Here is a 23347-nt window from a genome sequence, read left to right as displayed (position 1 = left end):
ATAATCTTGCGATTATAACGAAAAGGAACTAATTTTATGTTAAATGTTTTTTCAAAAATTTTTGGTACAAGAAATGATAGAGAAGTAAAAAATTATAGAAAAAAAGCAGAAGCTATAACTGCTTTAGAAAGCAAGTATAAAAACTTAAGTGATGAAGAATTAAAAAATGAATTTAATAAGCTTAAAGAGCTTGTACAAAAAGAAGAAAAATCATTAAATGATGTATTATTTGAATCTTTTGCAATTACAAGAGAGGCAAGTAGCAGAACTCTTGGGATGAGACCTTATGATGTACAATTAATAGGTGCTATGGTTTTACATGATGGAAGAATTGCAGAGATGAAAACAGGAGAAGGAAAAACTCTTGTTGGTTCACTTGCTGTTGCATTAAATGCACTTACAGGTAAAGGTGTACATGTTGTAACTGTTAATGATTATCTAGCTAGCAGAGATGCAAATGAATTAACACCTTTATACAACTTCTTAGGATATAGCGTTGGAGCAATTGTTGGTGGTTTAAGAAATGACCAAGAAAGAAGAGAACAATATGCTTGCGATATTACTTATGGAACAAATAACGAATTTGGATTTGATTATCTAAGAGACAATATGAATTATGATATCAATGAAAAAGTTCAAAGAGGTCATAACTTCGTAATCGTAGATGAAGTTGACTCAATTTTAATTGATGAAGCTAGAACTCCACTTATTATTTCAGGACCAACAAATCACAAAAATTCAAATTATGTAAAAGCAAATGAAATTGCTTTAAAATTAGAAAAAGGTGAATTAATTCAACCAAAAAGTGCAGCTGAAAAACCAACAACTACTGGTGATTTTATCGTTGATGAAAAAAATAGAGCTGTTATGCTAACAGAACAAGGGCATGAAAATGCAGAAAAACTTTTTGGAGTTGAAAACCTATACTCTTTAGAAAATGCAATGCTTTCTCACTCTTTAGACCAAGCTTTAAAAGCTAATTATATCTTTGAAAAAGATGTTGATTATGTTGTAAAAGATAATCAAATAGTTATTGTAGATGAATTTACAGGAAGATTAAGTGAAGGAAGAAGATTTTCTGAAGGATTACACCAAGCTCTAGAAGCAAAAGAAGGTGTTGCTATTCAAGATGAATCTCAAACTTTAGCAGATATTACTTTCCAAAATTATTTTAGAATGTATAAAAAATTAGCTGGTATGACAGGAACTGCTCAAACAGAAGCAACAGAGTTTGCTGAAATTTATAATTTAGATGTTGTTTCAATTCCTACAAATATTCCAGTTAAAAGAATTGATAAAAACGATTTAATTTATAAAAGTGAAAAAGAAAAATTTGAAGCTGTTTGTAATAGAATTAAACAGTTACATGAAAAAGGACAACCTGTTCTTGTGGGAACTGCTTCAATTGAAAAATCAGAAAAATTACATAAAATCTTAGTTGAGAAAAAAATTCCTCACACTGTTTTAAATGCAAAACAACACGAAAAAGAAGGAAAAATTATTGCTGATGCTGGACAAAAAGGTGCGGTTACAATTGCTACAAATATGGCAGGAAGGGGAGTTGACATTAAACTTACTCAAGAAATTCTTGACCTTGGTGGATTAGCAATAATTGGAACTGAAAGACATGAAAGTAGAAGAATTGATAACCAATTAAGAGGAAGATCAGGACGTCAAGGAGATGTTGGAGAATCTCAATTTTATCTATCTTTAGAAGATAATCTTTTAAGAATCTTTGGAAGCGATAAAATCAAAGGAATTATGGAAAGACTTGGTATTGAAGAAGGTGAACATATTGAATCAAGAATGGTTACAAGGGCTGTTGAAAATGCTCAGAAAAAAGTTGAACAAATGCACTTTGAAAGTAGAAAACACCTACTTGAGTATGATGATGTTGCAAATGAACAAAGAAAAGTAATCTACTCATTTAGAAATGATTTATTAAAACCTGATTTTGATATTGATTCAAAACTTGATGAAAATAGACTTGAATATGTTCAAAATTTATTAAGTGATGCAAATATTATCCCTGGAATGGCTAGTGAAGATTTTAATTATGAATTTATAAAAACAAAATTTGAAGAAGAGTTAAGACTTCTTGTTGATATTGAAGATATGAAAAGTGATTCATATGAAGAGTTAGAAGAAAATTTAAGTTCTTTCTTAAAAGAAGTTTATAATAGAAAAATGTCTATGGCTGCACCTGAACAAAAAAGTGAAATTGAAAGAATTTTATATTTACAAATTTTAGATAATGCTTGGAGAGAACATTTATATGCAATGGATACTTTAAAAGCAGGTATTGGACTTAGAGGTTATAATCAAAAAGATCCACTTGTTGAGTATAAAAAAGAGTCTTATAATATGTTTATTGAATTAATTGCAAATATTAAACATGAAATTATAAAAATTCTATTTACAATCCAACTTCAATCAAATGAAGATAGACAAAAAGAGCAAGAAGCAATCGCAAAAATGAAAGAACAAATGGAAAGTTCAACTGAACATATTACTACAAATATAGCACAAGAAGCTGTTAGAAATAGTGATAAAAAAATTGCTAGAAATGAAACTTGTCCTTGTGGTAGTGGATTAAAATATAAACAATGTTGTGGTAAAAGTGGACCAAAAATTGGTTTAGCAGCGGGAAAATAGTTTGAATAAAAAATTAGTTAATTTTATTGTAAAAAAATATCTAAGATTTGATAAAAAAAATCCTTTTATATCTATAAGTGCTATTTTAGCATTTATAGGGGTTTCAATAGGTGTAATGGTTTTAATTCTTTCAATGGCTATTATGAATGGAACAGCAAAAGAGTTTGAAAAAAAACTATTTACAATGAACTATCCTTTGACTATCTATCCAAAAATTGAAAACTCTGTAAATGAACAATTACTTGAAAAACTTCAAAAAGATTATCCTTATTTAAAATTTTCTCCTTTTGTTTCATCTCAGGCAATTATTCAAAATGGTGATGTTATGAGTGGTGGTATGATTTTTGGTGTAATTCCTCAAAAAGAAGCAGAAATAAATCCTATTTATAAAGAAGCAATTGGTGATTTACTAATAAATAAATTTGATGTAATAACTGGTTCTGGAATAACTGAAAAGTTATACTTAAATGATGGAACAAAAACAACACTCTATTTTACAGAATTAAATCCAACTGGTTTTTCAATGATGCCTAAAATGAAAAGATTTAATTACATTGGTTCTTTTACATCAGGACTAAATGCCTATGATAAAGCTTATATGTATACAACTTTAGAATCTTTACAAACTTTACTAAAAAAAGAAACAAATATATATGATGGAATTCATATATATTCAGAAGATGCCTTTGCTGATATTGAAAAATTAAAAGTATCACTTCAAGGTACAGATACTGGAATCGTTGGTTGGTGGCAACAAAATGGTAATTTCTTTGCTGCTATGAAAATGGAAAAAACAGCTTTATTTATAGTTTTAATGTTAATTATTTTGGTTGCTTCATTAAATATTATCTCTTCACTTTTAATGACTGTTATGAGTAGAAGAAAAGAGATTGCCCTACTTTTATCAATGGGTGCTAGTTCTAAAGAGATTAAAACAATATTTTTAAGAGTTGGAACTATTATTGGATTTTCAGGAATATTAACAGGTATTGTTTTAGGATTTGTTGGTTATTGGTTTTTAGATAACTTTGATATTGTTACACTTCCTGCTGATGTTTATGGAAGTGCAAAATTACCTCTTAATTTAGCATTAACAGATTTTGTTTCAATTATTGTTGGTGCTGTTATAATTGTTCTTATTTCATCTTATTATCCAGCTAGTAAAGCTACAAATATTGATGTTATTGACGTATTAAGAAATGAATAAGCCTCTATTTTAAAGGCTTATTTATTGGTTCTTCTTTCTTTTTTTCTTCTTCTAAACTACTTTTTCCACTTATAAAATCTAAGAACATTGATGGTGAACTTAATATTCTTTTTGCAATATTCATAGGAATACTAAAAGTCTCTTTTGTAAGATTTGTTGAAATACTTGGATTTGCCAAATCACCAAAGATATTTACTTGAGTTTCAACTCTATTACTATCTCCTAATAACACATAATTTACAACAGGAATAGCTCCAACTATTTTTGAATAATCTTTTAAAAATATCAATTTAATCTCAGAATCCAAAGTTAAATCATTTAGATTTACTTTTCCTTTTCCTTCAAAATCAATACCATTTCCAACAGTTACAAGTTTTTTTACATCTAATAACTCTTTTTCTTTATTGTAGTTAAACTCCATAACTCCATTTACGATTTTATATGCTGTTAAATTAAATCCAGAATTTGTTGCCATTCCAACAACAGAAGGAACTGCTAAAAGTGGATTTACAAGAGCAGGAGAAGTATGAATAAAAATCAAAAGATTATTGATAATAGCCAAATCTTCAATATTGCTATTTTCTATTATAACTTTTCCATTTAGATTATCTAAATTCCCATTTGCTAGGAATAAAATCTTTCCACCTTTAAAAATATTCTTATCAAAAATTGCATTTACATACTCATCACTAATTTCATTTGTAAAAATATCTACCTTATTATCTTTTGAAATTTTTAATGTTATATCTGTTTTTTTATGTTGTAAATGAACAAATTTTTCATTATCTCGAACTCTTACTTCAAAATTATCAGCTAAAAATTTATACTTATCATTTACATAAATATTTGAATTATTTCCAACTATATTAATATTTTTATTACTACTATCTTCTTCTTTATCTTCAGTTTGATATATTACATCATAGCCATTAACATTTAAAGATATGTTTCCATTTTTTAACTCTAAAATCAAATCACTATTTTTTGTATTTAATTTCGTATAATTATTTTTATAAACTCCAAAAAGTGTCAATTCCTCAACTTTTTTTCCATCTTTTTTTAAAGGAATATCCAAATCTTTTAATGTAACTTCAAATGAAATTTCCTCTTTTTTCAAAAATATATTTGCATTTTTTATCTTATAAATAGTTCCATCTAGATTTAATTCACTATTTATTAAATATAAATTTATATTTTGATTTATACTATTTGTATCTTGTTTTTTTGTATCTAAAGTTATATTTAGATTTTTTAAATATATTTTTAAATCATCTCTTACTTCAAGTTTTATATTCTCATCAATTGAACTAATATCAATATTTTTTCCATTGATTGTTCCTAAAATATCAAGATTTTCAATATTTTGTCCATCTTTTTGAATAGGTAAATTTAAACCTTTTATTAAAGCTTTGAAGTTGATATTGTTGTCATTTTTGATATCTAAAGTTATATTTCCATCTTTTATTGAAATATCTTTCAAAAGCTTTGAATATGGATAAATTTTTGATAAATTATTAATATTTACAGAAACCACATCAGTAACTTTTACAGTTGTTTCCAAATCTTTTAAACTAATAATTGTTTCTTTATTAAAATCCATTTCCAAAGGAGTTTTTTTATCTTTTATTTCAACAATTTTTTCACCACTATCTTTTTTAATTATTAAAGAGTTTATAACTGCATCACCTGAAGATTTTAAAGTTTTTGTGTCAATTTCAATATTTACTAAAGCATCTATCATATCTTTATATTTAAAATTGGCATCTTTTACTAAAACATTACTTCCATCTAAAATTACAGTTGCATTTTTACTATTAAAAGCAAAATTTCCAATAGAAATCAAAGCATCACTTACTAAAAATTCACCTTTTGTTGTCATTGGTTTTTCTAATTCATATGGAAATATTAAAGTCAATTTTGCATTTGTATTTCCACTTTTTTGAAGTAATGGAAGATTGATTTTATAAGCTTTTAAAATATCTAAAATATCCGTATCAAGTTTACTATTTGCTTCTATATGTACTTCAACTTCACCATTTTGTGCACTTGTAAGATTGTGAATTGTTACAAAACTTCCAGCTAAACTTTTACCTTTAAAAATTGGTTCTACTAAATCAAAATGAAGATTATCATCTTTAAAAATGATATCTAAATTTTTTGTTTGAATTACATCTACATCTTTATGAAATCTTATTTTTGCTTCTTTAATTTGTGCTTTTCCATTCAAAGATTTTTCAACAAGTTGATTATTTTTTAAATCATATTCAGCATATAAACCTTCAAGTTTTATATCACCTTCAACATTATCATACATCCATTCTTCAGCTTCTTTTGGTAAATCTAAAAATTTTTTTATAAATTTTAAACTTTTAAAAGGAGAACTAACTATATAAAATTTTGCTAAATCTTCTGTCATATCAACATTTAATTTCGCTTCTAAATCTTGATAATAAAAGTTTCCAAAATAGTTTAAATTATTATTAAAATAATCGATTTTTATTTTTCCATTAAATAATATTTCATAATCTTTTAAATACAAAGATTGCATATCAAATAAGATTTGATTTGCCGTTATATCAACTTTTGAAGAGAGATTTACAAATTTATTATCCAAATATAAATCTTGTTCATTTAAAATAATTTTAAATTCATTATCATCAATTTTTAGGCTTTGAATATTGATACATTCAAATAACATTAAAATTTTTGGTAAAAGTTCAAGGTCTTTTTTCAAATCCTCAAAAGAAGTTTTTGTTTCACTCTTTTTTGACTTATATTCGATATTTCCAACATCCAAAATAAGTTTTTTATCCAATTTAATATAGAATTGCGAAACTGAAAAATTTGAAAAAGAGAAAGAGTCTATTTTTATGCCCGAATACAGATACGAAAGAAATGATATGATGATTAAAAAAAGGAGAACAAGTAAAAGTTTAATACTCTTCAACATTATTGATTTTATCCTTGTTGGCTTAATTGTGGTTTTATTTTATGTAACTATGCCAGTAACTTCTACAAAAGTGTTGTTTATTCCTAAAGGCAGTACAGCTAATATTATATCATACTTAAATAAAAGTGGCTATGAGATGAATGCACTTGATGGTTTGATAATCAAAACTTTTGGTTTTGTTCAAAGTGGTTGGATTGATATAAATCAAAACAGATTAACAAAAATGGATTTTATATATAAATTAGTCACTTCAAAAGCTGCTTTAAAAGATATCACATTAATCCCAGGTGAGACTTCTTATGTATTTTTGAAAAAATTAGCACAAGAGTTTAATTTATCAGAAGAAAAACTAACACAAATTTACAATGAATTTGCCTTTAAAGCTGATGGAAATATTTTAGCAGATACTTATTCTTTACCTCTAGGGATGAAAGAAGATTATATGATTTTTTATCTATTTTCTCAAACAAACAAAAAATATGAAGAGTTTTCTAAAAAGATTTTTGGAATATATGATAAAAATAAATGGTACAACTATTTGATTTTAGCTTCAGTGATACAAAAAGAAGCAGCAACTATAAATGAAATGCCAATTATTGCAAGTGTAATTCATAATAGACTAAAAAAAGGAATGAGGCTTCAAATGGATGGAACTTTAAATTATGGTAAATATTCAAATGAAGTTGTAACAGCTGATAGAATAAGAGAAGATGAAACTTCATACAATACATATAAATTTGCTGGACTTCCCAAAGACCCTGTTTGTGCTGTTAGCCTTGACGCAATTAAAGCGGCAATTTTCCCTGTAAAAAGTAATTATATCTATTTTGTAAGAGATAATAGAAATGGTTTACACAAATTTGCAACTACATTTGAAGAACATCAAGCAAATATAAAAGCAAATGTTGGTGTAGAAAAAACATATACAAAAGTAAAAGAAGTTGAAACAAAAATTGATGAAGAAGCTGAAACGATTATGAAAACAGATGTTACAAAACAGAAACCAACTTCAATTAAAGATTTATTTAACAATATAAATTAGTCTAACTTGTGAAAATTTGAAACAATCAAATTTTCACATCTTTAAATATTCAAAACTTTCAATTTCCCTAAAATCAAATCTAGCTAATATATCTCCAACATTAAAATTCAAATTTAGGAAAAAATATGTCAAAGATAATCTATACAAAAGTTGATGAAGCTCCAGCTTTAGCAACATACTCTTTTTTACCAATTATCAAAGCTTTCACAAAAAGTTCTGGTATTGAAATGGTTTCAAAAGATATCTCTTTAGCTGGAAGAATTTTAGCTAACTTCCCAGAAAACTTAAGAGAAGATCAAAAAATTGGTGATGCATTAGCTGAACTTGGTGAAATGACTCAAGATCCAAATGCTAATATTATCAAACTTCCAAATATCTCTGCTTCAATTCCTCAATTAAAAGCTGCAATTGCTGAGTTACAATCAAAAGGTTACAATGTACCTAATTATGATGAAAGTCCTGAAGTAACTGCAAGATATTCTAAAATCTTAGGTTCAGCTGTTAATCCAGTATTAAGAGAAGGAAACTCAGATAGAAGAGCTCCAGGTGCTGTTAAAAATTATGCAAAAAACAATCCTCATAGAATGGGTGAATGGACTAAAGATTCTAAAACTGACGTAGCATTTATGGATGGTGGAGATTTCTACGGTTCTGAAGTTTCTAAAACTTTTGATGATGCTGATGATTTAAAAATCTCTTTCTTTGACAAAAATGGTGCTGAAACTGTATTAAAAGCTTCTACAAAAGTTCAAGCTGGTGAAATTATTGATGCAACTGTTATGAGTGCAAAAGCATTACAAGATTTCTATGCAAAAACAATTGAAAGAGCTAAAAAAGAAGATGTATTATTATCTTTACACTTAAAAGCTACAATGATGAAAGTTTCTGATCCAATTATGTTTGGATTTGCAGTAAAAGTATATTTCAAAGATTTAATTGAAAAACACGGAAAATTATTTGATGAGTTAGGTGTAAACTTCAATAATGGTTTAGGAGATTTATACTCTAAATTAGACCAAGTTGATGCAGCTAAAAAAGCTGAAATTGAAGCAGATATCGCTGCTGTTTATGCAAAACAACCAAGACTTGCAATGGTTAACTCTGCAAAAGGAATTACAAACTTACACGTACCATCTGACGTTATCGTTGATGCTTCTATGCCTGCTATGCTTAAAGGTGGTGGGAAAATGTGGAATGCTGATGATAAAGAAGAAGATACAATTGCAATGATTCCTGATAGATGTTATGCAATGTCTTTCAAAGCTGTTGTTGATGACTTTAAAGCAAATGGAAAATTAGATGTTAAAACAATTGGAACAGTTCCAAATGTTGGTTTAATGGCTCAAAAAGCTGAAGAGTATGGTTCTCATGATAAAACTTTCCAAGCTGCTGCTGATGGACAAATCAAAGTTATTGATAAAGCTGGAAATGCTGTATTTACTTTTGATGTTGAAGCTGGTGATATTTTCAGAATGTGCCAAGCAAAAGATGCACCAATTCAAGATTGGATTAAATTAGCAGTTACAAGAGCTAGATTATCAAATACTCCAGCAATTTTCTGGTTAGATGAAAACAGAGCTCACGATGCTGAAATGATTAAAAAAGTTAATAAATACTTACCAACTCATGATTTAACAGGATTAGATATTACTATTATGTCTCCAGTTGAAGCAACTAAAAAATCTTTAGAAAGAATGAGAGCTGGACTTGATACAATTTCTGTAACTGGAAATGTTTTAAGAGATTATAACACTGACTTATTCCCAATTTTAGAATTAGGAACATCTGCAAAAATGTTATCTATCGTTCCATTAATGCAAGGTGGAGGATTATTTGAAACTGGTGCGGGAGGATCTGCTCCTAAACACGTTCAACAATTTGCTGAAGAAGATTATTTAAGATGGGATTCTTTAGGTGAATTTATGGCTTTAGCTGCATCATTTGAGCACTTAGCAAATACACAAAATAACAAAAAAGCTCAAGTTTTAGCTGATACTTTAGATAGAGCAACTGGAACTTTCTTAATCAATGACAAATCACCAGCTAGAAAAGTTGGAGAGATTGATAATAGAGGTTCTCACTTCTTCTTAGCTATGTATTGGGCACAAGAATTAGCAGCTCAAAATGATGATTTAGAGTTAAAAGCTGAATTTACTCCAATTGCAAAAGCAATGACTGAAAATGAAGCTCAAATTGTAAAAGAATTAACTGAGTGTCAAGGAAAACCTGTTGATATGGGTGGATACTATTTACCAGATGATGCAAAAACATCAGCTGCTATGAGACCATCTGCAACATTAAATGCAATTATTGGATAATTTTTTCCTTTAATTTTTTAGAAGGCAAAGCTTTGGCTTTGCCTTTTTTTATGCCCAAAAAGATATAATCATTTTAAATAAAATTTAAAAGGTTATATTTTGAATAAAAAAACTATTGGAATCGTTGGAGTTGGAAATGTAGGTTCAACTTTAGCTTTTACACTTGCAACAAAAAATATATGTTCAACCCTTCTTTTAAAAGATGTAAGAGAAAATTTTGTTCAAGCCATGGCACTTGATATTTCCCAAGCTACAAATGCAGCACGTAGTAAAACCATCACGAAAGCTTGTTTAAAAAATGAAGAGTTTAAAGATTGTGATGTTGTAGTTATAACTGCTGGAATTGCCAGAAAGCCTGGAATGAGTAGAGATGATTTACTTCTTACAAATGCAAAAATTATGACTTCTGTAATAAATGATATTTTACCAAATAATAAAAATGCCATTTTTATAATTGTTTCAAATCCACTTGATGTTATGGTTTATACTGCACTTAAAGCTTCTAATCTACCTAGAAATAAAGTAATTGGAATGGCTGGAATTTTAGATAGTGCAAGAATGAGTCATTTCATTTTTGAAAAAATAGGTTATGGTCAAGGACAAATTGAGGCTTCAGTTATGGGTGGACATGGAGATGATATGGTTCCATTGGCTGATTTTTCCACAGTTGCTGGAGTTAAATTAGATGAACTTTTATCAAAAGAAGATGTTGATGATATTGTAAATAAAACAAAAAATGGTGGAGCTCAAATTGTAAAACTACTTGAAACAGGTTCTGCTTATTATGCACCAGCATATTCAACAACATTGATGATTGAAGCAATACTTGAAGATAAAAAGAAAATTTATCCTTGTGCTATTATGCTTGAGGGTGAATATGGATATGAAAATATAGTTTCAGGTGTTCCAGTTATGTTAGGTTCAAATGGAGTTGAAAAAGTTATTGAATTAAATCTAAAAGAGGAACAAAAAAAACAATTTGCAAAATCTGTCTCTTCTGTTCAAGAATTAGTTGATATACTAAAAGAGAAATTTTTAAACAATTAAAAAGGAGTGATTATGAAAGAAACATTTGAAGTATTAAATGTAAAATGTGGTGGTTGCGCGAACACTTTAACAAAATCTTTAAAAGAAGAGTTTGGAGAGGTTGAAGTAAATCTTGATGTAAATCCAAGACAAATAACTCTTGATATTGATGAAAATAAAAAAGAGGCTTTAAAACTAAAACTTAGAAGTTTAGGTTATCCTTTAACTACTGATGAATTAAGTGGTTTTGAAAAGGCAACAACAACTGCAAAAAGTTTTGTATCTTGTGCAATTGGTAAATTCGACGTTGCAACAAAAAAATAGACTAGTATTTCATAACAACTAAAGATTTTATAACACTTCTTTAGATAGAATTACGCCCTTTGTAAATAGATAAACTTATTTAGGTAGAAAACATGAAAGTAGTTATTGGAGTAGTAGGTAATGATATTCACGTAGTTGCAAATCGACTAATTGATATATCACTACAAGCAAGAGGGTTTGAAGTTTTTAATCTTGGTGTTAATACATACCTAGAAGAGTTTATAGATGCAGTTATTGAAACAAATGCTGATGTTTTATTAATCTCTTCATTAAATGGTGAAGCAGAAGGTTGGTGTAGAGACTTACCTATTTTAAAATCAAAATATAAGAACTTAAAAGATGTTGTATTTATGTTAGGTGGAAACTTAGCAGTTGGTGAAGGTGATGCAAGTGTTATTGTGCCAAAATTCAAAAACTATGGTTTTGATTTAGTATTTCATCAAGTTGACTTAAATACTGGACTTGACGAATTAGAAAGATTTTTAAAGGAGAGAAATTGAGTTTACTGCAAGAAGAAAGAAACATAATTGTTCAAAATAAATATGCAGATAATTTTGACTTTGCAGAGATTGAAGAGTTTATAAAAAATGCTTCAAAAAATCTATTTATTTCTCACCACTTTAAAAATTCTAATAAAATGTTAGTTCAACCAAGAGGTGGATTTCCAACTTATAAAAAAATGTTCTCATTATATGAATATTTTGTTGGTGCAAATGTTGATGTATTACCTTGTACAATTGATTCAAATACAAGATTAAACGACTATGCAACAAGTGCAAAAATGCTAAAACTTAGTGAAGAGAATGAAGTTGATATGTTAAATGGTTATCCACTTGTAAATCATGGATATAGAACAACTAGAAAAATGATGACTCATTTTGATAAACCAATTTCTCTAAGACACGGAACTCCTGATGCTAGACTTTTAATAGAAACTGCTTTAGCTTCTGGTATTTTTGAAATTGAAGGTGGTCCAATTACTTATCTTTTACCATATTCAAAAAACTTTCCACTTGATAAAGCCTTTATGTATTGGAAATATGTAGAAAAAATTTGTGCAAACTACTCAAAATTAAATGAACCAATAAATAGAGAATCTTTTGGTCCATTAACTGCAACATTAGTTCCACCTTGTATTACAATAGTTATTCAACTTTGTGAAATGCTTTTATCACTTGAAGAGGGAGTAAAATCTTTCTCTGTATCATTCTCACAAACTGGTTCAATGATTCAAGATATTGTAACAGCTAATGTTTTAAGAAAAATGGCAAAACATTATGCAGAACAGATTGGATGTGCAGATGCAAGAATAAATCTAGTTTATCATCAATGGATGGGTGCTTTCCCTTCAAATAAAGATTATTCAGAATCATTAATTAACACTTCAACAGTTATTGCTATGATGGTAAAAGCTGATAAAATTATTACAAAAACAAGAGATGAGTCTTTTGGTATTCCAACACGTGAATCAAATGCAAAAACAGTTGCAAATACTCAATATACTTTAGGAATGTTACATGGAATTCCTACAATTACTGATGAGATGGAAGAAGAAATCCTAACAGAAGAAGTAAAAAGTATTATGGAAGCTGTGTTTAATGATAAAGCTGACACTTTATGGAGAAAGGTATTTAACTGTATAAAAGCTGGAATTATTGATGTTCCATACTCTCCACATATTATAAATCACAATGAAGTTGTAACAGTTAGAGATAAAAATAAAAATATTAGAATCATAAAAAGAGGAAATCTTCCAATTAGTGATAGATGTTTTGAATATGAAAAATCAAAATGTGACTTAAACAAAGACGCTTCTTCAATTGTAAATGATATTATCCATGATATAGGAATTATGCAATGAGCCAAAATAAATTATTAATAGATGTTGGAAGTACATATTTTAAAGTTTGTGCCAACGGAAATATAGAACAACATTTCAGAGATTTTAACAAAAATATTTTTGATGATTTAACTTCTAAATGTAATGAAACTATCTCTAAATTTAAAAAAGATGAAGTGTTTATCTGTTCATCTGCAAATGGTGGATTAACAACACTTATTATTGGTGTTACTAACTCTTTTTCATTAAAATTTGCTACAAATATTGCATATAATTCAGGTATTAATATCATTAATACGGTTTTATACCAAGATATAGACACAACTTCAATTCCTAGTGACTTAATTGATGTTGTTATTATTGTTGGTGGAATTAACTCTGTTTCAAATGTATTTGATGAAAAACTTTTTAATTTCTTACAAAACTTAAACTATTCAAATGTGGTTTTTGCAGGAACAACACAAGATGCAGAATATTTAAACTCAAATATAAAAAATTTAGTTGTTGTAGAAAATATCATAAATAATAAACTTCATGTGGTTGAAGAGCCATTAAAAGAGTATTTAACAAACCTTTATCAAGCTGATATTATGGGGAAAGAAGATATAAAACATCTTTATGATTTAACTTCTAATCAAATCTATTCAACTCCATATATTGTAAATAAAACTCTTCCATTAATTGATACAAAATTTGCTGTTGTAAATCCATTTATTTTAATTGATATTGGTGGAGCAACAACAGATATTCACTACTCAAAAGATTTATCTATGGATAATATGGTAACTGAAAATGAGTATGATAGACTTGTATTCAAAAAACTAGGTGTTTATAAATCAAAAGAGTCTTTAATTTTTGCAGCTAAAAACAATGAGTTTGTTTATGAATTATTAGCACATTTAAAAGTTACAGAAAATATCTTTAATGAAGATTCTCCAAAAGCTTTAAGAGTTTTAATGCAATTAGCGATTTTCCTAGTTTTATATAAAGTAAGTGATGCTCATCCTTTATATATAAAATTAAAGTTAAATTTACTAAAATCAATTGTATTAACAGGTGGAATCACTAAAGTTTTAACTTTTGATGAAGCAACAGATATTATCTCTTTCTTCTACAAAAAGATTTTAAATTCAGATATTTATCCTTCAATTATCATGGATTATGACTATGATATTTGGACTTTAGGTATAACTCAACAATAAAAAGGGGCTATTATGTCAATAAATTGTATTAGAACTTTAATAGAAGATGCAAATATTTCTCATCCACAAAAAGTTGCATTAGTATATGGAAATGAAAAATTAACTTATGGAGAATTATTTACAAAAGTTAATCAAATTGCCCTTTATTTATCAGAACTTGATTTACCAAAAGGAAGTAGAATTGGGATTTATTCAAACAAAGGAATAGACCAAGTAATCGCTATATTAGCTACATTATCTACTAATTATGTTTTAGTTCCTTTAACAAAATTTCTAAAACCTGAACAAGTTGAATATATAATTAGTGATTGTGATATTAAATGTATTATTACAGATAGAGTTAAAATAGAATCAATTGAAGAGATTAAATTTAATGGAAAAATAATCTCTTATGAGACTACAAATAAAGATTTACCTTCATTTGAAGAGATTTATAAATATTATAATAAACCTTATGTTTGTAATATAAATGGACATGATAATGCAATTATTACTTACTCTTTTGGTCTTGGTGGACAACCAAAAGGAATTGTAATTTCTCATAGAAATTTAATTGATAGTGCAAGAGTTGTATCTTCTTATTTACAATTAAAAGAGGATGATGTAATTTCTGGATTATTATATTTTAATTTAGATTATGGATTAAATCAAATTTTCTGTTCTTTATATAAAAGAGCAACTTTAGCATTACATAGATTTGTTTTACCAACAGATTTCTTTAACCATTTAATAAATGATAAAGTATCTGTAATCTCTTTAATGCCTATAAATATTACTGAAATGTTTGATGAAGAAGAGTATAAACTTCCAAATCCATCTTTACTTGAAAATATTAGAATTATTGCATCTTCAGGTGGTAATGTAACAGCAAAAATGATAAAAGATATTGAAAAATATTTTGTAAAAGCAAAATTCTATTCAATGCACGGATTAACAGAAGCATTTAGATCAACTTATTTAGACCCAAGTCAATTAAAAATAAGACCAGACTCTATTGGAAAAGCTATTCCTGATGTTGAATTATATGTTATTGATGAAAATGGAAATGAATGTCCACCAAGAGTTGTTGGTGAACTAATTCATAGAGGTGGATATATCTATAAAGGTTATTGGAATGCACCAAAAGAGACTAAAGAGAGATTCAAATCTATTCAAATTTTAAAAAATGTAATTAATCTTGAAGGGCAATTAACAGATGAGATTGTTGTTCAAACAGGAGATTATGTTTATAAAGATGAAGAGGGATATTTCTATTTTGTTTCAAGACATGATGACATGATAAAAACAAGAGGATATAGAGTAAATCCTTATGAAATTGAATCTGTTGTTAAAAGAGAATTAAAAGATATAGAAAAATGTGCAGTATTTTCAATAGAAAATGAAGAGATTGAAGAAGAAATTGTTTTAGTTTACAGTGCAAAATCTGAATTAAGTTCAAGTGAAATTTTATTTGAACTAAAAAAACATTTAGCTTCATATATGATTCCTTCTAAAATAATTTATAAAAAATCATTACCACTTGTTCCTTCTGATAAAAATAAAATCAATAAAGAAGAGCTAAAAAAAGAGCTTATTTCTAAATAAAAAGAATAATTTTTAATTATTCTTTTTAAAATTCTTAAAATACTTGATGGAAGTCAATAAACTCTAAATAATATTTATATATAATTACTTTATCTTATAAAAAAAAGGATTATTCATGAAAAAAATAATTATCGCTGCATCTTTATTAACTGCAAGTGTTGCATTTGCAAGCCCTTATGCTAAATGTGTTGCATGTCATGGTGCTAATGGAGAAAAAGTTGCTTTAGGTAAATCAAAAATCATCAAAGATATGACAAAAGCTGATTTTGTTGCTGCATTAAAAGGTTACCAAGATGGAACTTATGGTGGAGCTCAAAAAGCTTTAATGGCTGGACAAGTTAAAGGTATGACAGAAGCAACTATGAACGAGATTGCTGATTTAATTATCAAATAATCCAATTCATTTTAAAAACTAGGAAATTAACCTAGTTTTTAAATATTTTACTTTTTTTTATCTCTTCGAGTATATTCATCAGCTCTTTTTTTTCATCTAAAAGTTGTTTTATTAAAATATCTTTTTCATCATCTATTTCAGGTATATTTTTTTGTTCCAATATTTTTCCTAAATAAAATTCAAATAAACCCTTTTCAATAGAATAATCAACTTTTAAACACTCAACTAATAATTGAGGTTTATCATCTCCTAAACCATTTGTAATCAAAAGTTTTTTTATTTGTTTAATAGTATATGTTAATTTATCATCTTTAATTATTGGTTCAAGAAGCTCTTTTTTCCAATAGTTATTATTCTCTTTTTCTAATATATTAATCTTTTTAAATAAAACTTTTTCAAATAACTCTTTATTTATAGAAAGTTTATACACCCTATTCCTTCAAAGTTTTTGTTTACTATAACTATATATTACTAAATTAAAAATATTACAAGTTGCTTTAATGATAAAATGTTACAATCACAAAAAAAATTATTAAAGGAAATTTGGATGTTAAAAAATTTCAAACAATTATCTCTTATTTTTTTAATTGCCACTTTATTTACTGCTTGTTCTGTAAAAGAACCAATTGTTGTTCCAAAAGAGAGTGATATAGTTGAACTTTCTAAAAAAGCAAATGACAATTTTATAAATCAAAATAAAGCTACAAATGATTATTTTATAAAATATTTTAAACCATGGGATTCATCAAAAGTTTCATATCCTAAAATTGAAGCTATGTGGGGACAATCTTATAAATACAAAAAAGTCTATTTAGAAAATCACAAATTAGCAAGTGCTGAATGGTTTGATAAACAAATCACTAACTCAAATTTTGATGAATATAATGTTGTACCTAAAAAAGCAATTATGTTAAAAAATGCAAATGTAAGAGTTTTACCAACAAATTCACCTATGTTTTATGACCCTACACAACCAGGAGAAGGTTTTCCTTTTGATTATAATCAAAACTCTTTAATCAAAATAAATACTCCAATTATAGTTTCTCATCTTTCAAAAGATAAGGCTTGGGCTTATATGGAATCAAGTATAGTTGGAGGTTGGGTAGAGATTAATAGTATTGCTTTTGTTGATGAAGATTTTATAAAAGAGTTCAAAAATTCTAACTATTATGTAAGTGTAAAAGAGAAATTCCCAATTTATGACCCTATTTTTAGAGAATATGTAAAAGTAGCAACAATTTTCCCAAAAAAAAATAATAAATATATAATCGCAAAAAAAGATGACAACCAAAAGGCAAAGATTGCTTATATAGATTTAAATGAGGATGAAATCGAAGCTATGCCTATAGCTTATACTTCTGAAAATAGAGTAAAAATTTTAAATCAATTACTTGATGAACCTTATGGTTGGGGTGGATTATTAAATAATAGAGATTGTTCTAGTTTTACTCAAGATTTTTTTGTTCCATTTGGGAAATATCTACATAGAAACTCTAAATCACAGATATCAAATGGGAAATATCTTGATATGTCAAAAATGGATATAAATGAGAAAAAAGATTTTATCAAAAAAAATGGAGTTCCATTTTCTACATTGGTTTATCTAAAAGGTCATATTATGCTTTACGCTGGAATTAAAGATAATGAACCTTTAGTAATTCATAATGTTTGGAGTGTTAGATTAAAAGATAGTTCAGGAAGAAAATATAGAAATATTATAGGAAAAGCAACTATAACTACACTAGAACCTGGAAAAGATTTAAAAGACTTTGATGAAGATAATAATATCTTACGAAAAGTTTTAGGTATCACTATTTTATAAGCTTTAGAAAAACTCTAAAGCTTATTTCTAATTTTTTCTTAAATAAAATATTCTATAAATCATCGGTACAAAATATAGATTTAATACTGTAGCCCATAATATTCCAAATCCTAAAGAAACTGCCATTGGTTGAAGTATCAAAGCTTGTCCTGAGGCAAAAAATATCAAAGTTCCAAGTCCTAAAACTGTTGTAATTGAAGTTAATAAAATTGGTCTTAATCTCATTTTTGCAAAAGAGACTAACTCTTCAAGATTTTTTGCTTTTTTAATGAAATCCATCATAATAATTCCATCATTTACAATAACTCCAGCAAGTCCAACCATTCCTATTAAACTCGGCATTGTAATGTTTATATCCATTATTAAATGCCCTAATAAAACACCTAGAATTGATAAAGGAATTGTACTTAAAATAATTAAAGGTTTTAAAATTGAATCAAACATCCAAATAAGTGCCATAAAAATAAGAACTATTGCAATAATAGCAGCTTGTGCCATTTCTCTTTGCACCTTTTCATTCTCTTCTTGTTCACCTTTTATAGATATATTTACATTTTTTCTAAGCTCAAGAATTTCATCATTTATCTTTTCAAACAGTTCAGCTGACGTTATTTTTGTCAAAGATGCCGTAACACTAATAATTTGTTCACTATTTTCTTTAAAGATTTGTGAATATGAAGGTATTTTTATAAAATCTGCAACCTCTTTTAATAAAACTTTTCCATTTGAAGTATTTATTGTAAAACTATCTAAACTTTCTAAAATATCTTTTTTTGAACTTTCAAAAACTATATCAACTAAACCTTCTGTATCAAACATTTTAGAATAAGAAGCTTTTAGATAAAAAGGTCTTAGTTGATTTAAAATTGTCTCTTCTGTTATCCCTAAACTATTTCCATAAGAGTTAACTTTAAATTTTAATTCATAATTTCCAACAATAGAATCATCAGCAATATTTGAAACACCTTCTACTTTATTTAAACTACTTTTTAATTCTTCAACAGCTTTTAAAACCTCTTCTTTTTTCCCAGAAACAGCTATTTCAACATCATTTTTTACAATTCCAGTTTGAGGAACAAATACTTTAAGTTCTTCAAATTTTCCAGATTGAACATCTGCTTCTAAAATATTTTTTAACTCTTTTTCAACATCTTGGGCACTTATAGTTCTAATCATATTTGAATCATCGTATTTTGGTGATAAATATGGATTTATATATTTTTCAAAGAAATTTTCAGCAGCACGTTCGTGTAAATTTACAAAAATATGGAAATAAAACTCTTCATAATGTGGTAAATTTTTTCCATCTAGTTTCATTCCTATAACTGAACTAACAGAACTAATACTATTTTTAAAATCCATTGAATCTAACATTTTCTTTTCAAGTTCTAAAACTAATGCTTCTGTTTGTTCTATTTTTTTACCAACACCAACTGAACCTGTTATATAAACTTGTGTTGAATCAAAAGATGGCATAAATTGAAATTTTTGTGTTTTAAATATCATAATTGAACCAATAATTATCAAAAATAACATCAAGCCAATTGTTATATATTTTCCTTTTAATAAAAACTCTAAAATATTTCCATAAAGTTTATAATTAAAATCCCAAATTTTATGGGATTTTTTTTCAGCATGATTTACTTTTAATATATCTTTAGCATGTAAAGGTAAAAAGAAAAATGCTTCAAGTAAAGAACTTAAAAGCAAAATACTTATCATAATAGGCAAAATCTGCATAAATTTCCCAACTTCACCTGTCATTAGTAAAATTGGTAAAAAAGCAAATATTGTTGTTGCAGTTGCTGTTAAAACAGCTGGATACATCTCTAAAGCTCCATCACGTGCTGCACTAAATTTATCTTTTCCCATTTCAAGATGTCTATAAATATTTTCACCCACAACAATAGCTTCATCAACCAACATTCCAAGGGCAATTAAAGCACCCAATAAAGAGAGCATATTTAAGCTATATCCTAAATAATCAGCAAAAATTAGTCCAATCATAAATGAAGTTGGAATTCCAAGAGCAATAATAATAGCAATTCTTAGATTAATAAAATAATATAAAGCAATACAAAGTAAAATAAGTCCAAAAATAATATTAGAAACAACCGTATTTAGCCTATTTTTAATCCAAATAGAAGTATCAATATATGTATCAAACTCTAAATTTTCATATTTTTTTTCAAAATCTTTTGTTATTTGTTTTATCTGTTTTACTAATTCAATAGCATCACCTTCAAACCCCTTATTTATTGAAACTGCAATATTTGTATTTCCATTAAAATGAGAGATATTTGAAACATCAGCTAATTCATATTTTATCTCAGCAATATCTTTTAAATAGATTGATTTTCCATTGATTTTTATTATAGTATTTTTTATTTTTTCAACATCTTTTTCTCCATTAAATGTCGATAAATAATAGTGTGTAGAGCTATCTTTTATCATTCCTATTGGGAAAATAGAACTCAAAGATGATAAAGCATTTATCACAGAAATTTTATCAAAACCATAAGCATTTATCTTTTCATCATTTAAAATCATCAAAAGTTCTTTATCACTTTCACCTAAAACTTGAACTTGTGATAAATCTTTTAGTTGCATAACTTTTGATTTTACCTCTTTTGCAACTTTTATTAACTCTTCTTTTGAATCATTATTTTTTGAATAAACAGCAACTGTTATTAAAGGAAATGCAAATTCCATAGCTTTTACAGTTGGCTCGTCCATATCAGAAGGTAAATTGGTTTTTATTTTTGTAATAATATCTTTTACATCATCTAAAATATCTTTTGCTTTATATCCATCTTTTAAATCTACATTTATCGAAAAACTTCCATTTTTTATAGTTGAAGAGATAGTATCAGCACTACTAAGACTTAATAATTCATCTTCTATTTCAGAAACTGCTATTTTATCAAGTAACTCTGAACTAGCTCCAGAATAAGAGCCATTTATAACGACAGCATCCATGGCTGATGGTGGGAAAATCTCTTTTGGAATTTTTAAATATGAGAAAATAGATAAAAGAAAAATAAAAAAAAGAATAAAATGATTTAAAAGAGGTTTTCTTAAAGAAAACTCAATCATTGCTTTGATTATCATTCATTTTATCCAGTGAGTTTAAATTTTTATTATTTAGTTTATCTAATGGATTAAATAATAAAGAATCCATAATTTGATTTTTAAATTTCATATCTTCAAGTTGTTGGGCTAAAAAAGTATTCTCTTCTTGAAGTGAAATATAGTGTGCATATAATTTATTTATATCTTTACTTGTGTAATAAATATTATTTCTTATATATATTTTTGGGAAATATATAAATAATCCTAAAAACAATAATCCAAAAACGATATTTAAAGCGCCTTTTGCTGTTAGTTTAGTCAAATTTGAAAATCCTTAATTTAGAACTTCTACTTCGTGGGTTTTGTTTAATCTCTAATGGAGTTGGAATTATAGGTTTTTTTGTAATAATTTTTCCTAAAGCGTGATTATTTCCACATTCACATCTAAAAACACCTTCTGGACAGATACAAGATTTACTCCATTTCTTAAAATAGTTTTTTACAATTCTATCTTCTAAGGAGTGAAAAGAGATAATCGCTATTAAACAATTTTTTAATTTTGCTTTTTCTAAAGAGTCAAAAAGTCGTTCTAAAACTCCTAATTCATCATTTACTTCTATTCTAATTCCTTGAAAAGGTAAAGTTGCAGCATGAAGTTTTCCTTTTGGCATTTTTTTAGATAAAAAATCTGCAAGCTCTTTTGAACTATTAAAAGGCCTATTATTTACTATAAGTGAAGCAACTTTTTTATACTCTCTTACTTCTCCAAAATCTCTAAAAACTCTTTCAAGGTCACTTTGTGAGTATGTATTTACAACTGTTGCTGCATCTAAGCTTTGATTTTGGTTCATTCTCATATCAAGTGTTAAACTCTCAAATCCAAAACCTCGTTCAAGTTTATCAAGTTGTAAAGAAGAGACTCCAATATCAGCCAAAACACCTCTTATATCATAATCTTTAAATGTATCTATAACATGTTCAAAATTACCTTTATTGAAAATCACTCTACTTTCAAAACTTTCAAGTCTTTTTTTACTAAAAGCTAAAGCTTCATCATCTTGGTCATTACAAATTAATTTTATATTTTCATTTTGACCCAATAATCCACTACTATGACCTGCAAATCCTGTAGTACAATCTATTATATAACCTTCATTTATATTTTTAAAAGTTTCTAAAACTTCATTGTATAAAACAGGTATATGAGGAATATTCATTAAAATGGTCCTTATTTAATTTACTATATAATATCCAAAAATATATTCAAGGGCTTTTAAAATGATTGAAAAAGATACTGTAAAATTACTCTCTGATTTGTCTTTAAGTATGTTTAGTAAAAACTTCTTTGGAATCTATCATGGAGCAATTTCTACAAAATTCGATCAATATAATTTTATAATTAATACAAGTGATGCTATTTTTGATAAGATGGATGAAAAATCATTTTGTAGTTTAAATATAAATAAACAAGATTATAGATGGAATATTGCAAGTATGGAGTCACATATTCATGCAACTATATATGCAAATATTCATGAAGCAAAATATATAGCATTTGGAATGCCTATTTATACAACAGCGTATACTTTAGAACACGATAAAATTATATTTGAAGATTTTTTTGGAAAAACTATTTTTGGTGAGATTGATATCTATAATCCTGGTGATTTTTCAACTTGGTATAAAAGAAATGCTCTTGAAATAACAAAATATCTAAAAGAATCAAATCATAACATTATGGTCATAAAAGGAATTGGAACTTATGTGTATGATAGAGACGTACATGAGTTAGTAAAAAAGATAGCAATTCTTGAAAATTCTTGCAGACTTTTAAGTATAAAAAGCTCTTTTCAATAAAAAAAAGTAAATCTTGATTATTTTTCTTGGAATTTTGGCTTTAAGCCCCCAAAT

At 26.9% G+C, this 23347-nt stretch carries 18 protein-coding genes; 13 read left to right on the top strand and 5 right to left on the bottom strand.

What is annotated here, in order from left to right; genetic code table 11:
- The first annotated feature begins 36 nt into the window (after positions 1-36).
- Both secA and AELL_RS06380 read left to right on the top strand, forming a co-directional pair.
- Entirely contained in the window at positions 37-2655 is a 2619-nt protein-coding gene (secA, locus tag AELL_RS06385; RefSeq protein WP_118917143.1) for a preprotein translocase subunit SecA, read from the top strand.
- 1 nt (position 2656) lies between these two features.
- Positions 2657-3862, top strand: coding sequence for an ABC transporter permease (locus tag AELL_RS06380; protein ID WP_118917142.1), 1206 nt, complete (start codon positions 2657-2659; stop codon positions 3860-3862).
- Between the two features lie 4 nt (positions 3863-3866).
- On the opposite strand, the gene AELL_RS06375 is transcribed toward AELL_RS06380, so the two are convergent.
- On the bottom strand, positions 3867-6659 hold the full coding sequence (locus AELL_RS06375; RefSeq protein WP_226806022.1) for a YhdP family protein: 2793 nt from the start codon (positions 6657-6659) through the stop codon (positions 3867-3869).
- Positions 6660-6840: 181 nt separating this feature from the next.
- Here AELL_RS06375 and mltG point away from each other — a divergent pair, with 181 nt between their 5' ends.
- The 9 genes from mltG (at position 6841) to AELL_RS06330 (ending at position 16542) form a co-directional block, all read left to right on the top strand.
- A complete protein-coding gene (mltG, locus tag AELL_RS06370; protein WP_235659943.1) occupies positions 6841-7854 on the top strand; it encodes an endolytic transglycosylase MltG in 1014 nt (337 codons plus the stop codon).
- 125 nt (positions 7855-7979) lie between these two features.
- The gene (locus AELL_RS06365) at positions 7980-10172 is read left to right on the top strand and encodes an NADP-dependent isocitrate dehydrogenase (protein ID WP_118917139.1); all 2193 of its coding nucleotides are present in this window, start codon (positions 7980-7982) and stop codon (positions 10170-10172) included.
- 99 nt (positions 10173-10271) lie between these two features.
- On the top strand, positions 10272-11219 hold the full coding sequence (locus tag AELL_RS06360) for a malate dehydrogenase (RefSeq protein ID WP_118917138.1): 948 nt from the start codon (positions 10272-10274) through the stop codon (positions 11217-11219).
- 12 nt (positions 11220-11231) lie between these two features.
- Positions 11232-11522 carry a heavy-metal-associated domain-containing protein gene (locus tag AELL_RS06355; protein WP_118917137.1) on the top strand — a complete coding sequence of 97 codons (291 nt, stop codon included), beginning with the start codon at positions 11232-11234 and terminating at the stop codon, positions 11520-11522.
- Between the two features lie 92 nt (positions 11523-11614).
- Complete coding sequence (gene glmS / locus AELL_RS06350; protein ID WP_118917136.1) at positions 11615-12022, top strand: methylaspartate mutase subunit S; 408 nt, start codon at positions 11615-11617, stop codon at positions 12020-12022.
- Positions 12019-13383, top strand: coding sequence for a methylaspartate mutase (locus tag AELL_RS06345; protein ID WP_118917135.1), 1365 nt, complete (start codon positions 12019-12021; stop codon positions 13381-13383). The genes glmS and AELL_RS06345 overlap by 4 nt, the downstream gene beginning before the upstream one ends.
- Positions 13380-14564 carry a glutamate mutase L gene (locus AELL_RS06340; protein WP_118917134.1) on the top strand — a complete coding sequence of 395 codons (1185 nt, stop codon included), beginning with the start codon at positions 13380-13382 and terminating at the stop codon, positions 14562-14564. Before AELL_RS06345 ends, AELL_RS06340 begins: the two co-directional genes overlap by 4 nt.
- A gap of 12 nt (positions 14565-14576) precedes the next feature.
- A complete protein-coding gene (locus AELL_RS06335; RefSeq protein WP_118917133.1) occupies positions 14577-16148 on the top strand; it encodes an AMP-binding protein in 1572 nt (523 codons plus the stop codon).
- Between the two features lie 115 nt (positions 16149-16263).
- Positions 16264-16542: a c-type cytochrome gene (locus AELL_RS06330; protein WP_118917132.1), complete on the top strand. Its 279-nt coding sequence runs from the start codon at positions 16264-16266 to the stop codon at positions 16540-16542.
- A gap of 31 nt (positions 16543-16573) precedes the next feature.
- On the opposite strand, the gene AELL_RS06325 is transcribed toward AELL_RS06330, so the two are convergent.
- Positions 16574-16972: a hypothetical protein gene (locus AELL_RS06325; protein WP_118917131.1), complete on the bottom strand. Its 399-nt coding sequence runs from the start codon at positions 16970-16972 to the stop codon at positions 16574-16576.
- A gap of 117 nt (positions 16973-17089) precedes the next feature.
- On the opposite strand from AELL_RS06325, the gene AELL_RS06320 reads away from it, so the two are divergent.
- Positions 17090-18364 (top strand): C40 family peptidase, encoded by a 1275-nt coding sequence (locus AELL_RS06320; RefSeq protein ID WP_118917130.1) that lies wholly within the window; start codon positions 17090-17092, stop codon positions 18362-18364.
- A gap of 27 nt (positions 18365-18391) precedes the next feature.
- Here the strand turns inward: AELL_RS06320 and AELL_RS06315 are convergent, their stop codons facing one another.
- Genes AELL_RS06315 through rsmH form a run of 3 tightly spaced genes read right to left on the bottom strand, consistent with a single transcriptional unit; the run spans position 18392 to position 22653 of the window.
- Entirely contained in the window at positions 18392-21475 is a 3084-nt protein-coding gene (locus AELL_RS06315) for an efflux RND transporter permease subunit (protein WP_306461050.1), read from the bottom strand.
- Entirely contained in the window at positions 21453-21758 is a 306-nt protein-coding gene (locus tag AELL_RS06310) for a hypothetical protein (RefSeq protein WP_118917129.1), read from the bottom strand. The genes AELL_RS06315 and AELL_RS06310 overlap by 23 nt, the downstream gene beginning before the upstream one ends.
- Positions 21751-22653, bottom strand: coding sequence for a 16S rRNA (cytosine(1402)-N(4))-methyltransferase RsmH (gene rsmH, locus AELL_RS06305; RefSeq protein ID WP_118917128.1), 903 nt, complete (start codon positions 22651-22653; stop codon positions 21751-21753). Before rsmH ends, AELL_RS06310 begins: the two co-directional genes overlap by 8 nt.
- Before the next feature lie 61 nt (positions 22654-22714).
- Here rsmH and AELL_RS06300 point away from each other — a divergent pair, with 61 nt between their 5' ends.
- Positions 22715-23293, top strand: coding sequence for a class II aldolase and adducin N-terminal domain-containing protein (locus AELL_RS06300; protein ID WP_118917127.1), 579 nt, complete (start codon positions 22715-22717; stop codon positions 23291-23293).
- Positions 23294-23347: the final 54 nt, after the last annotated feature.

It is taken from the genome of Arcobacter ellisii, assembly GCF_003544915.1.
Lineage (GTDB): Bacteria > Campylobacterota > Campylobacteria > Campylobacterales > Arcobacteraceae > Aliarcobacter > Aliarcobacter ellisii.
This window is presented reverse-complemented; position numbering and strand designations above follow the sequence as displayed.

What these genes read in the sequence shown, in the direction of transcription:
- secA (WP_118917143.1), top strand. Translation starts at nt 37, where the DNA reads ATGTTAAATGTTTTTTCAAAAATTTTTGGTACAAGAAATGATAGAGAA.
- AELL_RS06365 (WP_118917139.1), top strand. Translation starts at nt 7,980, where the DNA reads ATGTCAAAGATAATCTATACAAAAGTTGATGAAGCTCCAGCTTTAGCA.
- AELL_RS06355 (WP_118917137.1), top strand. Translation starts at nt 11,232, where the DNA reads ATGAAAGAAACATTTGAAGTATTAAATGTAAAATGTGGTGGTTGCGCG.
- glmS (WP_118917136.1), top strand. Translation starts at nt 11,615, where the DNA reads ATGAAAGTAGTTATTGGAGTAGTAGGTAATGATATTCACGTAGTTGCA.
- AELL_RS06340 (WP_118917134.1), top strand. Translation starts at nt 13,380, where the DNA reads ATGAGCCAAAATAAATTATTAATAGATGTTGGAAGTACATATTTTAAA.
- AELL_RS06335 (WP_118917133.1), top strand. Translation starts at nt 14,577, where the DNA reads ATGTCAATAAATTGTATTAGAACTTTAATAGAAGATGCAAATATTTCT.
- AELL_RS06330 (WP_118917132.1), top strand. Translation starts at nt 16,264, where the DNA reads ATGAAAAAAATAATTATCGCTGCATCTTTATTAACTGCAAGTGTTGCA.
- AELL_RS06320 (WP_118917130.1), top strand. Translation starts at nt 17,090, where the DNA reads ATGTTAAAAAATTTCAAACAATTATCTCTTATTTTTTTAATTGCCACT.
- AELL_RS06315 (WP_306461050.1), bottom strand. Translation starts at nt 21,475, where the DNA reads ATGATAATCAAAGCAATGATTGAGTTTTCTTTAAGAAAACCTCTTTTA.
- rsmH (WP_118917128.1), bottom strand. Translation starts at nt 22,653, where the DNA reads ATGAATATTCCTCATATACCTGTTTTATACAATGAAGTTTTAGAAACT.
- AELL_RS06300 (WP_118917127.1), top strand. Translation starts at nt 22,715, where the DNA reads ATGATTGAAAAAGATACTGTAAAATTACTCTCTGATTTGTCTTTAAGT.